This is a genomic window from Gordonia sp. IEGM753, from assembly GCF_050321825.1.
In the GTDB taxonomy this organism is placed as follows: domain Bacteria; phylum Pseudomonadota; class Gammaproteobacteria; order Pseudomonadales; family Pseudomonadaceae; genus Aquipseudomonas.
In genome coordinates this window covers 756058-768394 of sequence record NZ_JBNQGB010000001.1, presented here as the reverse complement: position 1 = coordinate 768394, position 12337 = coordinate 756058, and the positions used below count along the sequence as shown (strand labels likewise).

The 12337-nt window shown below is 54.9% G+C and carries 11 protein-coding genes; 5 read left to right on the top strand and 6 right to left on the bottom strand.

Going from position 1 to position 12337, the window contains the following annotated elements; translation table 11 throughout:
- Positions 1-61: 61 nt before the first annotated feature.
- On the bottom strand, positions 62-943 hold the full coding sequence (locus tag ACQR3R_RS03505) for a LysR substrate-binding domain-containing protein (RefSeq protein WP_428270615.1): 882 nt from the start codon (positions 941-943) through the stop codon (positions 62-64).
- A 108-nt stretch (positions 944-1051) separates the two neighbouring features.
- Between ACQR3R_RS03505 and ACQR3R_RS03500 the strand changes: the two genes are divergently transcribed.
- The 5 genes from ACQR3R_RS03500 (at position 1052) to ACQR3R_RS03480 (ending at position 4532) form a co-directional block, all read left to right on the top strand.
- On the top strand, positions 1052-1741 hold the full coding sequence (locus ACQR3R_RS03500; protein ID WP_428270614.1) for an isochorismatase family protein: 690 nt from the start codon (positions 1052-1054) through the stop codon (positions 1739-1741).
- A gap of 2 nt (positions 1742-1743) precedes the next feature.
- Positions 1744-2043, top strand: coding sequence for a GYD domain-containing protein (locus ACQR3R_RS03495; protein ID WP_428270613.1), 300 nt, complete (start codon positions 1744-1746; stop codon positions 2041-2043).
- An 18-nt stretch (positions 2044-2061) separates the two neighbouring features.
- Positions 2062-2874: a transporter substrate-binding domain-containing protein gene (locus ACQR3R_RS03490; protein WP_428270612.1), complete on the top strand. Its 813-nt coding sequence runs from the start codon at positions 2062-2064 to the stop codon at positions 2872-2874.
- Positions 2875-3001: 127 nt separating this feature from the next.
- Positions 3002-3748, top strand: a complete 747-nt coding sequence (locus ACQR3R_RS03485; protein ID WP_428270611.1) for an ABC transporter permease subunit — start codon at positions 3002-3004, stop codon at positions 3746-3748.
- Between the two features lie 22 nt (positions 3749-3770).
- Complete coding sequence (locus ACQR3R_RS03480) at positions 3771-4532, top strand: ATP-binding cassette domain-containing protein (RefSeq protein ID WP_428270610.1); 762 nt, start codon at positions 3771-3773, stop codon at positions 4530-4532.
- A 228-nt stretch (positions 4533-4760) separates the two neighbouring features.
- On the opposite strand, the gene ACQR3R_RS03475 is transcribed toward ACQR3R_RS03480, so the two are convergent.
- The 5 genes from ACQR3R_RS03475 to ACQR3R_RS03455 all read right to left on the bottom strand — a co-directional run bounded on the left by ACQR3R_RS03475 (position 4761) and on the right by ACQR3R_RS03455 (position 12291).
- Positions 4761-5861 carry an extracellular solute-binding protein gene (locus ACQR3R_RS03475; protein ID WP_428270609.1) on the bottom strand — a complete coding sequence of 367 codons (1101 nt, stop codon included), beginning with the start codon at positions 5859-5861 and terminating at the stop codon, positions 4761-4763.
- Between the two features lie 129 nt (positions 5862-5990).
- On the bottom strand, positions 5991-6806 hold the full coding sequence (locus tag ACQR3R_RS03470; RefSeq protein ID WP_428270608.1) for a nitrilase-related carbon-nitrogen hydrolase: 816 nt from the start codon (positions 6804-6806) through the stop codon (positions 5991-5993).
- A 485-nt stretch (positions 6807-7291) separates the two neighbouring features.
- A complete protein-coding gene (gene betA / locus ACQR3R_RS03465) occupies positions 7292-8995 on the bottom strand; it encodes a choline dehydrogenase (protein ID WP_428270607.1) in 1704 nt (567 codons plus the stop codon).
- 2 nt (positions 8996-8997) lie between these two features.
- Positions 8998-10569: a cytosine permease gene (locus ACQR3R_RS03460; protein ID WP_428270606.1), complete on the bottom strand. Its 1572-nt coding sequence runs from the start codon at positions 10567-10569 to the stop codon at positions 8998-9000.
- Positions 10570-10779: 210 nt separating this feature from the next.
- The gene (locus tag ACQR3R_RS03455; RefSeq protein WP_428270605.1) at positions 10780-12291 is read right to left on the bottom strand and encodes an aldehyde dehydrogenase family protein; all 1512 of its coding nucleotides are present in this window, start codon (positions 12289-12291) and stop codon (positions 10780-10782) included.
- Positions 12292-12337: the final 46 nt, after the last annotated feature.

Here is a 12337-nt window from a genome sequence, read left to right as displayed (position 1 = left end):
TCGAATCGTCACCCCATCAAGTTCAACTGTTCGAATAGCTATTGGGCCAATCATCTACAGTTCAGAGCCTACGTATCCATTCAATAAACTTACTAACCAACGGCTCGTCCACCCGCGCTTCGGGGCACAAGCAATAGTAGTTTTTTGAAGCCTCGATAGTCATCTCGAAAGGAAACACCAGGAGACCGTCACGAAGATAGTCCCTGACCAGCCAGCGGCTGGCGAGTGCTACGCCCTTTCCCTCGAGTGCGGCAGAGAGCGCCATGGCCATTGAGCCGAATCGAGCCGTTTTGACAGGTGAATTTTTCACCTTTGCTTTAGCTAGCCAGCGCCGCCATTCGCTGCCGTCATCTTCATGAAAAATCCAGGCATCAGCCAATCCTTCAACAGTGCGAAGCGGAACTGCCCCGTTTAATAAACGGGGGCTGCACACCGGCGCTATATCGATATTCTCCAAAAGATGCCAGGTAAACCCGGGCCATGGTGCATTTCCATACACAATTGCCACGTCGGTAATGCGCCAATCTATCTGGCTAGGGTCGTTACACGACTGAATATCGAGGCTAGACAATCCTACGCTGTCAGCAAACTCAAGCAGGTTAGGTGCCAGCCATGAAACGGCCAAAGCCATTGGCATTGAAACTCGGAGCATGTCTCCGAGCGGTTCTTTCGCCTTGCTGCCGGAAATTTGATCCAGGCAACCATTTATCTCGAATAACGCGGAGGCGACCGATCGGTGCAGTTGCTTCCCTGCATCCGTGAGCTTAAGCCGCCTGCCGTCTTTAACAAACAAAACAAGCCCTAATGACTCCTGCAGACTACGCAGTTGCTGGCTAACCGCTCCAGGAGTGATGTAGAGCTCTGAGGCCGCAGCTCTGACCAATCCCAATCTGGCGACCGATTCAAAAACCTTGAAATAGGTGAGATTCGGAACAATATTCATAATAATCGTTAAGTTAAACTAAACGAAAATACGTTAAGAATTATCGCTATAAATGTCAATAGGTCGACCCTAGAATTAGGAAAAACAACAAGCAAAAGAGAAACCATCATGGCAATCAGCGCTCGCCCCTTCAACTATCCATACGATGGAAATTTCGACCCCAAAAAAACCGCTCTTCTGGTCATAGACCTGCAAATCGACTTTATTTCTTATGATGGATACTTCGCTAAGATGGGCTATGACCCTGCATCCATTCGTAAAATCGTTCCGGTTGTCAATGCAGTAATTGAAGCGGCACGCAATGCTGGCTGTTTAATCGTGCACACACGTCAGGGCTATCGTGCAGATATGGCCGACATGACGGACTATGAAAAGTGGCGTCGTAAGCAGTCGGGTTTAGATAATACCAATGTTCTTCTGCGCTCATCACCAGGATTTGAAATCGATCCGGAAATCAATGTCAGCCCAACAGACGTGATCATTGATAAAACTGCGAATGGCGCATTTACCTATACCGAGCTTGATCATGTACTTCGCTCGAAGGGAATAACGCATTTACTATTCAGTGGCTGCACGACAGATGTCTGTGTGAGCACCACAATGCGCGAAGCACAAGACCGTAATTATCAGAATCTACTAATTGAAGACGCCTGCGCCAGCGGCGATCAGTATGCGCACGAAGCGGCCATTTACATGGTGACCGTTGAAAACGGAATTTTTGGAGTAGTAGCAAAAAGTCCTGAGGTAATAAATTTCTTGTCGTCGTTTAAATCAAACTCTCATCAGGGGGTGAGTTAATTATGCCCTTGTTTGTATCCTTGATGCGCATGACACAGAAGGGGCTTTCTGAATTAAAAGAATCACCTGAGCGAGGGCGAATCAGTAAAGAGCGTGTAGAGCGTCTGGGTGGCCGAAGTCATGGTTTGCTCGCCACTATGGGGGTCTATGATTTTGTTCAAATATTTGAAATGCCCAGTGAGTCCTTGATGATGGAATATTTGCTGACTGCTCGCCAAGACGGTCATGTAGAACCTTTGATTTTAAGAGCGTTCGACACGACAGAATGGGGCGCCATAGTCGATAGTATTCCTGAGAGATAATAAAATCGGAGATAGCACATGAAAGCGCTTACAAATAAAACAAGAGTGTTTTGCGGTGCGATGTTACTTTCAGGCTTCGCAATGGCCGAGCCTGGGATACCTTCTTTTGTACAGAACGGCCATCTAAATGTCTGCACAACGGGCGATTTTCCTCCGCTCACCTTTATAGAAAATGCATCTAATGATCGTCCTAAGGGTATCGATATCGATATTATCGAAGCGGTAGCAAAACAATGGGGTGCACAAGTTAAATTTTTGACGAGCAGCTTTGATGGCATACTTCCTTCGTTGCAGTCAGGAAAATGTTCACTTGCCATCAGTGGCATATACATTAACGACGAACGTCAGAAAGTTTACAGTGCCGTGCCGTACCTGATCACGTCGCCAGCCATTGTAACCACCAGGACTGATACCACTATCCAAAAGTCTGTAGACCTGAGCGGTAAATCCGTATCGGTAGAAGCAGGATCTTCAAATTTGAAGCTCCTAAACAAGCTAAATGAACAATTCATAGATTCGAATCTCCCTCCGATGTCAATTAGTTCTTACCCTACTCAGGTAGCCTCCACGCAACAGGTTCTGGGAGGTCGTGTTGACGCAACTATCACCGAAACTGCTGAAGCAGGCGTACGAATTAAGCAGTCGCAAGGTAATCTAAAAATTGCTTTCGCATTCCCTTCTGAAGCCTATTATGGAATATACATACAAAAAAATCCTGAAGACAAACAAGCCGTTCAGGATGGGCTGAATAAAATTAAAGCAGATGGCACCCTCAGCAAGATCGCAAAAAAATACAATATTGCCGAGTCAGACTTCGACATCACGCACTGACCCTGCTCGCTATAGCAAAGAACTTAAATACCGTATTTTCGGGACGTTGCGTAAATAAACATATCGCACTTCCAAGCAAAGATATTGAGTTTGCTTAACGTTCCGCGCGCGTACAACGAGGTTCACTATGCTCTTTGATTTAGATTACTTTATTCAGGCCCTGTTTAGCAGGGATCTATTAACAGGCGCCTTGATTACGATAGCGCTTTCAGTCGCCGTCCAGATCACCGCCACGCTCCTGTCGCTTCCATTTGCAGTGGGCTTATTATCAAAGAGTCGTGGTTTAAGAGTTGCTCTAAAATCCTATGTATGGCTTTTCAGGGGTGCTCCGACCCTACTGGTGCTGCTTTTCTTCTGGAATGGTTTGCCGCAACTTTTTCCGGCCTTGAGGTCCGATTGGTTCAGCCCGTTTTTCGCGGCATTTATAGCTATGTCTATGGTGGGTATCGCTTACAACGCTGAAATAATAAGGGCGGGGCTTTCTTCGGTCGGAAAGGGACAGCATGAGGCCGCTGTTGCACTCGGAATTAGTAAATACAATGCTTTTACCCATGTGATATTGCCTCAGGCAATGCGGGTCTCGATTCCCTCGCTCATGAATGAGTTTATTACGCTCCTGAAATCCACATCACTTGCCTACACGATCTCGCTGAAAGAGTTGATGACTGTCACATCGCTATCCATTTCAGCGAGTTTTAAATTTACGGAATGGTATTTGGCGGCGTTAGTCTACTATCTTGTATTGATCACTGTTCTCACAGTCCTCCAATCAATGCTGGAAAAGCATATGTCCAAGGCGCTCACAGGAAAAAATTCAGGCTCCAAGAGTGAACTCAGAAGCAAGCTGGGTCTGGCCAAGAAAATACTTTCTTAATTTTTTCCATCTTGGAGCGAATATGAACATTCTAGAAAAGCAAAGCAGCACGTCCATTTCGAATGGGTTCGCCATCGAGCTGAAAAACATAGGAAAATGGTACGGTAATCATCAGGTACTGAAAAACATCAACCTGGCGATCAAAAAGAAAGAGCGGGTCGTGATTTGCGGACCCTCAGGGTCCGGAAAGTCCACAACGATCAGGTGCATGAATCGCCTCGAGCACATTCAACAAGGCAGCATCTTCATTGACGGTGTTGATTTAAGTTTGCGGGCGAAAAATCTCAGGGAAGTCGGGATGGTTTTTCAACACTTCAATTTATTTCCGCACATGACGGTGCTGGAAAATTGCACGCTTGCTCCAGTAACAGCGGGACTCTTATCTAAGGCTCAAGCTAAAGAGCTCGCCATGCAGTATCTGTCAAAGGTGAATATTCATACTCACGCCAGTAAATACCCGGCTCAGCTATCAGGTGGGCAGCAACAACGAGTCGCGATCGCACGAGCGTTATGCATGGAGCCAAAAATAATGTTGTTCGACGAGCCAACCTCAGCGCTGGACCCCGAAATGGTTAACGAAGTACTGGAGACGATAATTGCGCTGGCTGACGATGGAATGACGATGGTATGTGTTACCCACGAGATGGGATTCGCTCGTAAAGTGGCAGATCGGGTGATCTTTATGGATGCGGGTGAAATCATCGAAGAAAACGAACCCGGTGCTTTCTTCAGCTCACCAAAAAACCCAAGAACCCAGAGCTTTCTGCAACAGATTATTCATTGAGAAGTTTCTACCGCAAAAAGAAACAGATTGTCGAAGCTGACTCTCATCTGCTGAGTTTGCTTCGGCAGTCGCCACCGTCAGCTCCTGGCCGCTTTTCCTGCCTGTGACGAGGGGCAGAATAAGACCCATAGCTGCCGGTGGCGATAGTCAAAATCGGCTAGGAGCAGTCACTGTGGATCCCCAGTGCAGTGCGAGCAACGGCCCCTAATCGTCCTTCCGCAGATACGATCAACTGCCAGTCTTTATATCGGTCCAGAGACGGGTACGCATACGTTCCATTTTCAGGGATATCGGCTCCAGCGGGAACAGAGTGTCCAAAACCTGTTTGGACGGATAAGCGACAGGATTGTCGCGAATACTCTCCTCGACAAGCGCTGTGGCGTCTTTGTTGCCGTTCGGATAGCTCAGGTAGTTGGATGTCTTGGCAATGACCTCGGGGCGTAGCATGTAATTGATGAAGGCCATTCCTTCCACTGGGTTCGGGGCATCCTTAAGCAGCACCAGGTTTTCCACCCAAACCGGAGCACCTTCGCGAGGAATGCTATAGATGATCTTGCGTCCGTTGCCAGCAAGTTTGGCACTCTCTTGCGACCCGAAGACGCCGCCAGCCCAGCCGAGCACCACACAGACTTCGCCGTTGGCCAAGTCGGAGCCGTATTTAGAGGAGTCGAAGTAGCGGATGTACGGGCGCAGCTTGAGCAGCAGCGCGTCGGCTTTGCGGAAGTCCTCAGGATTCTGGCTGTTAGAGGGCAGCCCAAGGTAGTGCATCACTATCGGAAAGATCTCGCCCGGTGCGTCCAGCATGGCCACGCCGCATTTGCTCAACTTGGCGAGGTTCTCTTCCTTTAAAATCAGGTCCCAGGAGTTGACCGGAGCGTCCGGGCCAAGGATCGATTTGACCTTGTCCGCATCATAGCCAATCCCGGTGGTGGCCCACATGTACGGAATGGCGTAACGATTCCCGGGATCGTTGCTTTGTACCTTGGCGAGGATGTCTGGATTGAGGTGGTGATAGTTGGATAATTGGGTCCGGTCTATTTCCTTGAGGACGCCGGCCTTGATCAGGTTCGGCAACAGGCCATCGGTGGCAACCACCACGTCGTAGCCGCTGCGACCGGCCATGAGTTTGCTTTGCATGACATCACTGTTGTCGAACGAGTCATACGTCGCTCTGATGCCGGTTTCGTCGTGAAAATTTTTCGTCGCATCCGGTGCGATAAAGTCGTACCAGCTATAGATATTCATCTGGGGCTCGGAGGCCTCGGCACAGATGAGGCTGGCACCCAACAGTGAGGCCAGGACGAGTTGCAAACCGACTTTGGTGTTCATCTGGAGACTCCAGAGCGGTAGCACCACTTTCGAAAAAAAGTGCTGCGCCTGCTGATTGTTAGATTGTTATGGCAGGGCCGACATCGGCAAGATCAACGAAATGTTACTGGGTGACAGGGCTCATGCGACTCAGGGAATCAGCAGCTCGCGGCGACCGTCTGGATGCTCGAATTGTTCACCGGGAAGGCGGAAGCGACGGTCGGCGAGGTAGTCATAATCGCGGCGGGATTCCTTAAGCTGGTCAAGGTCCAGCGTGACTACCTGCCGGCACTCCTCGCGTCCGGCCTCGAGCACCATTTTCCCGAACGGATTGACCACCGCACTGCCACCCGCGAACACCAGGCCGTCACCCCCTTCTCCCACCCGATTCACCATGACGGCAAACGACTGATTCTCCTGGGCGCGTGCCATGATTGCCGTGCGATGGACTGGGCCGTAGGGATCCATGTTGCCGTTAGTGACCAGTATCAGCTCGGCACCGAGCTGCCCGAGGGCGCGGGCGCTTTCCGGGAGCTCGATGTCGTAGCAAATCAGGATGCCTACACGCAGGCCCTTCCACAGTGCCGTGACATAGCGGTCACCCGGCTGGAAAAGACCACGCTCCGATGGCCACAGGTGGGTCTTGCGGTAGCGCAAGGCGATACCTTCGGGCGTCACCAGCACCGAGGTGTTGTAAAAGATGCCTCCATCATTCTCCGCAATGCCGACGACCACGGAGACATTTCGTTTGCGCACCAGCTGCTCGATGGCCTGCAAGGTGGGGCCATCCAAGGGTTCGGCAACACTCGCCAGTTGCTCGGCATCGACAAATCCCGTCAGGTGGGATTCCGGGAAGATCAACAGATCCGTGTCAGCCGCGCAGGTAGCGATGGCCTCCAGGGTACGCCCGAGGTTGTGAACGACATCGCCGTCACGGCCAGCCAGTTGCACCAATTCAATCTTCATCTCTGTTCCTTGCACTGTTAAGTAAGGGCCCAACCCGCCAGGGTTGGCCAGAGTATGGAGCGCGGTAGAGCGACACGTAATAACCCCCCAGGGTTAACCACGAATGGGTAGTGGCGTGAGCGCATTGCAGGATGGGGTCGGAATTAAGTGAGCGCCCGCTAATTCAGACCGGGAGGCGCCCCAGTTCCTGATTGGTTCAGTCGCTCTGCTGGACTGTACGCCCACATTAGGAATGGCTGCTGTTGGCCGTTCTCTGCCTGCCGCCTCTTGTGCGTGCAATGATCAACCGGATACAAACGGTGTCACAACACATGCAGATGCCTGGTCAGCGGCAATGCCATTGGCTTACGAAAATTAGTGGGCACTAGCCCTCTAACTCGAGGACCATATGATCCATTGGGTGCACAGCTGCTTGCTGGTATGTGAGGGATTTACAGCGGCGTCCACAGATCGTTCCCACGCTGCGCATGGGAACGATCACTCATTCAAACCCGCACGTTACGCCCCGGCAAGGTCGTGCGCTGACTGTTTTCCCAGTTCTCCACCAGCCCAACCTGCACCTCTGCCGCCGGCAACATCTTCACCCCGCGAACCAGATCCGAAGCCCGCTCGGCGAGCATGATGGTCGGCGCATTGAGATTGCCATTCGGTTCGGTCGGGAACACCGACGAGTCGATCACTCGCAACCCCTGGATGCCATGCACCCGCAACTCGGAATCCACCACCGCCATGTCGTCCTCGCCCATGCGGCAGGAGCCACACGGATGGTAGGTGCTTTCGAGGTTGTCACGGACAAAGGCATCGAGGTCTTCATCACTGGTCACCAGCGCTCCGGGGGCGATTTCGCCGTCGCGGAAGCGGTCCATGGCTTGCTGGCCGATGATCTCCCGGGTCAAACGGATGCAGCGGCGGAAGCCTTCGCGGTCCTCTTCGCGTTGCAGGTAGTTGAAGCGGATTTCCGGGTGCTGGTAGGGGTCGGCCGAACGCACCCGCACATAACCACGGCTTTTCGGTTTGTTCGGGCCCGTGAGCACCATGAAACCGTGGCCCTTGATCGGCTTGTTGCCGTCGTAGCGCATCGCTGCCGGCAGGAAGTGGAACTGGATGTCGGGCCAGCGCAGGCCCTTTTCGGAGCGGATGAAACCACCGGCCTCGAAGTGGTTGGTGGCGCCCAGGCCATCTTTGAACAGCAGCCAACGCAAGCCGATCATCAGTTTGCTCAACGGGTCCATCTTGCTGTTGAGGGTCACCGGTTCCTTGCAGCCGAACTGGATGTACACCTCGGCGTGATCCTGCAGGTTCTCCCCTACCCCCGGCAGGTCATGGCGCACGCCGATTCCGGCCTTGCGCAGGACTTCGGCCGGGCCGATGCCGGAGCGTTGCAGCAGGTGCGGCGAACCGATCGGCCCGGACGAGATGAGCACTTCCTTGTTGCAATAGACCTGCTGGGTCTGGCCACCGTGGTCATAGATGATGCCCACGGCACGCTTGCCTTCGAGGATGATCTGACGGGTCATTGCGTGGGTGATCACCGTTAGGTTTGGACGGCCCATGGCCGGACGCAGGTAAGCATTGGCCGTGGAGCAGCGCACACCGTTTTTCACCGTCATGTGCATCGCCCCGAAACCTTCCTGCATGTAGCCGTTGCAGTCTTCGGTCTTGATGTAGCCCGCTTCGGCACCGGCTTCGACCCAGGCCCCGTACAACGGGTTTTTCATGTGGTTGCCGTTGGTGGTATGCAGCGGCCCGGTCTGCCCGCGATAGCTGTCGCCACCGGACTCGTAGCTTTCGGCACGCTTGAAGTACGGCAGGCAATTCTTGTAACCCCAGCCCTGGGCGCCGAGGGACTCCCACTCGTCGAAATCCAGCGCGTGGCCGCGGATGTACACCAGGCCATTGATCGACGACGAACCACCCAGCACCTTGCCCCGTGGGCAGTGAATGCGCCGACCATTGAGGTAGGTTTCCGGCTCGGTTTCGTAGCGCCAGTTGTACTTTTTGGTGTTCATCGGGATCGAGAATGCACTGGGCATCTGGATCACCACGCTCTTGTCGCTGCCGCCGAATTCCAGGACCAGCACCGAGGTGTCCGGGTCTTCGCTCAAGCGGTTGGCCAACACACAACCTGCCGAGCCTGCGCCAATGATGATGTAGTCGTATTTTTGCGTGGTCATTCTTTGCGTGGTCATAGCTATCTCCCGACCGTCGATTCAGTGAATACCGGCTGCGATTGCTTGTGCGTCAGGGTGTCGCCGGTGGTGTATTGCGGGGAGTTTTTCTCGATCTGCTGGATCACCGTCTCTTCGCGCTCGAGGTCGATCGAGCGGCTCAGCCAGTAGTACGCCAGGCCCGAGACGATCAGCCCCACCAGCCAGGCGATGTCGATGCTGCCCAGCGCCTTGGCCAGTGGGCCGACATACACTTCGCGCTGTTCGACGCCGTCGTAGATGTAGAAGAACGGGATCATCGATATGAAGCCGATGGCATAGGCGGCGATACCGCGCAGGCCCCAGCTGCCGTAGATGTTGCCATGGGGCATGAAGAAGTGCGGGATGGCGTAGCGGCCTTTGCGCACGAAGAAGTAGTCGGTGAGGTTGACCGAGGTCCAGGGCACCAGGAAGTACAGCATCACCACCAGGTAGATGCCGAGCACCGACAGGCCTTTGCCGGAACTCTGGATGCTCAGGGCCACGCCCAGTTGCAGCAGGATCACGAACGCGATGGCGAGGATCCGCGCCTTGCGGGTCGGCTCTATGTGCACGATCGAATCGACACAGGTCAGGGTGGTCAGCTTGGCACTGTAGATGTTCATCGCGATCACGGGCAGAAACGCCAGGATGGTCACCACCACGACCGCGGTGCCGATCAGCGGCGACACGGTGTTGCCGACTTGACCCAGGGCCACCAGTACATCGGTTGAATGCAGGTGATCGGCCAGCCAGCCGCCGACGGAAATCATCCATGCACCGGACAGCGAGGCGCCGAGAAACACCACGGCAATCAGCTTGCCACTGGAGGTGTTTTTCGGCAGGTAACGCGAGTAGTCCGACACGTACGGGGCATAGGCGATGTTGTAGCTCGCCGCTGCCGCGAACTGCGCGATAAAACCGGTCCAGTTGAAGCCCAGCGGCGCCCGGGGGACTTCGCCTGCCGCCAGTGCCGGCAGCGCCGCATCCGGCACCCAGCCCATCACCACCGCCAAGGTCACCAGGCCGTACAACGGCAGCGACAGGTACAACGCCCATTTGAAACTGCGATGCATCCAGTCATGGCCGAGTATGGCCAACACCGCCGCCGGGACGGTCACCGCCACCGCGATCACCGCGGGGTTGAAACCAAACAGCGTGTGCAGGCCCTGCATCATCAGGACCAGGTTGACGATGTTGAAGCCGGCGAACACAAACAGCGTCGCCAGCAGCACCAGGATCACTCCGCGGTAACCGAACTGCGCACGGGACTGGATCATCTGCGGCAAGCCAAGGTGCGGGCCCTGCGAACCGTGAAACGCCATGAACAGCGTACCGAACATGATGCCCAGCGTGCCGGCGAGTGTGGTCCAGAGCGCGGTCAGGCCGACGCTCGGGCCGACGAAGCCGATGGTCATGGTGAAGAAGGTAAAGTTGCCGAGAAACCAGAACGGGCCCTGGCTCGACAGTTTGTCGGTTCGTTCGTCCTCGGGGATGAAGTCAATCGAATGCCCCTCGACGACGGACTTGTCATCGAGGGAGGACACACTCGTGGCGGACTTGGCGTTTGTGTTCATGATGGACTCTTATTGTTGGAAGATCATGACGAGATAACCGCATTCTTTCGGGCGAACGACACCCGGGGGGCCTCCATGCCGTTCCTTGTTTTCAACGGTTGAATTGAAACCTGTGGGAGCGTGCTTGCTCGCGAAAGCGGTGGGTCAGGCAACATAGATGTCGAATGTGCCGGCCTCTTCGCGAGCAAGCCCGCTCCCACAGGGGTGGTGTCAGCTTGGCAGCGTGATCCATACCGCCTTGGTTTCGAGCAGGTAATCGAGCTGCTCGGCGCCCAGGTCCTTGCCGAACCCGGACTGTTTGTAGCCACCGAACGGCATCGAAGGGTCGAGGGTGCCGTGGGCATTGACGTAGACAGAGCCGGCCTTGAGCCGTGGAATCAGGCTGTGCACCTTGCCCAGGTCGTTGGAATACAGGGCGGCTGCCAGGCCATAGAGCGAATCATTGGCCAGGGCCAGCGCCTCTTCCTCATCGTCGAACGGCGTAGTCACCAGCACCGGCCCGAAGATCTCTTCCTGGACGATGCGCATGTCATTACGGCAGTTGGCGAAGATGGTCGGTTCGACGAAGAAACCAGGACCATCGACCGGTTGGCCGCCGTAGACCAGTTCGGCGCCTTCGGCCTTGCCGGTCTCGATGTACTCGGTCACGCGCTGCTTTTGCAGGGCTGACACCAGTGGGCTGATGAAGCAGTCCGGGTCCAGCCCCGGGGCCATTTTCAGGGTGCGTGTATAGGCGATCAGCTCACTCAGGAATTGCTCGTAGACGCTGCTATGAATATAGGCCCGCGTGCCGGCGTCGCATACCTGACCGGAGTTGAAAAACACCCCGTTGGCAACCGCTTGTGCCGCCGCCGGAATATCGGCATCGGCAAACACGATGACCGGTGATTTGCCGCCGAGTTCGAGGGTCAGGCGCTTCATCTCGTCCAGCGCGGCGCGGCCAACGGTAATACCCACAGGGGTCGAGCCGGTGAAGGTCAGTTTGTCGATGCCGGGGTGGCTAGCCATGGCCGCGCCAACCACACTGCCGCGTCCGGTGACGATGTTGATCACCCCGTCCGGAATGCCCGCTTCTTGCACCAGTTCAGCGAAACGCAGGGCCGACAGCGAGGTCAGTTCGGCAGGTTTGACCACCACGGTGCAACCGGTGGCCAGCGCCGCGCCGAGTTTCCAGGCCATGGTTTGCAGCGGGAAGTTCCACGGCACGATGGCACCGACCACACCCACCGCTTCCTTGCGGGTATAGGCCAGGTAATTGCCCGGCAGCGACGGCTCGACCGTACGCCCGTGAAGCTTGGTCGCCCAACCGGCGAAATAGCGCAGGGTATCGACGGTGCCCTGGATGTCGACGTCTTTGGCGAAGGCGACCGACTTGCCCATGTCGATCGATTCGATTTCCGCCAGTTCGGCGGCGTTCTGTTCGATCAAATCCGCCAGGCGCTGGATCAGGCGTTCGCGTTGAGCCGGTTTGACCTGGCTCCATGCGCCACCGTCGAACTGCGCACGGGCGGCTTGCACGGCGCGGTCCAGGTCAACGGTAGTGCCCATCGGAATGCGGGTGATCAAGCCTTCGGTCGAAGGCTCGATGACGTCGGAAGTCTGGCCATCACTGGCTTCGACCCAAGCACCACCGATGAACATCTTCTGCACCTTGCTGAGGAAGGTCTGGGTGGCTTCACTGACGCCGAATTTCTGCAGGTAACTCTTGACGATCATGTCCATTTTTATTCTCTCTGCCCGGCAGTCAGGTCCTGTCGGGACGTGTGAT

Coding starts and splice junctions, on each gene's coding strand:
- ACQR3R_RS03505 (WP_428270615.1), bottom strand. CDS start 943: ATGAATATTGTTCCGAATCTCACCTATTTCAAGGTTTTTGAATCGGTC.
- ACQR3R_RS03500 (WP_428270614.1), top strand. CDS start 1,052: ATGGCAATCAGCGCTCGCCCCTTCAACTATCCATACGATGGAAATTTC.
- ACQR3R_RS03495 (WP_428270613.1), top strand. CDS start 1,744: ATGCCCTTGTTTGTATCCTTGATGCGCATGACACAGAAGGGGCTTTCT.
- ACQR3R_RS03490 (WP_428270612.1), top strand. CDS start 2,062: ATGAAAGCGCTTACAAATAAAACAAGAGTGTTTTGCGGTGCGATGTTA.
- ACQR3R_RS03485 (WP_428270611.1), top strand. CDS start 3,002: ATGCTCTTTGATTTAGATTACTTTATTCAGGCCCTGTTTAGCAGGGAT.
- ACQR3R_RS03480 (WP_428270610.1), top strand. CDS start 3,771: ATGAACATTCTAGAAAAGCAAAGCAGCACGTCCATTTCGAATGGGTTC.
- ACQR3R_RS03475 (WP_428270609.1), bottom strand. CDS start 5,861: ATGAACACCAAAGTCGGTTTGCAACTCGTCCTGGCCTCACTGTTGGGT.
- ACQR3R_RS03470 (WP_428270608.1), bottom strand. CDS start 6,806: ATGAAGATTGAATTGGTGCAACTGGCTGGCCGTGACGGCGATGTCGTT.
- betA (WP_428270607.1), bottom strand. CDS start 8,995: ATGACCACGCAAAGAATGACCACGCAAAAATACGACTACATCATCATT.
- ACQR3R_RS03460 (WP_428270606.1), bottom strand. CDS start 10,569: ATGAACACAAACGCCAAGTCCGCCACGAGTGTGTCCTCCCTCGATGAC.
- ACQR3R_RS03455 (WP_428270605.1), bottom strand. CDS start 12,291: ATGGACATGATCGTCAAGAGTTACCTGCAGAAATTCGGCGTCAGTGAA.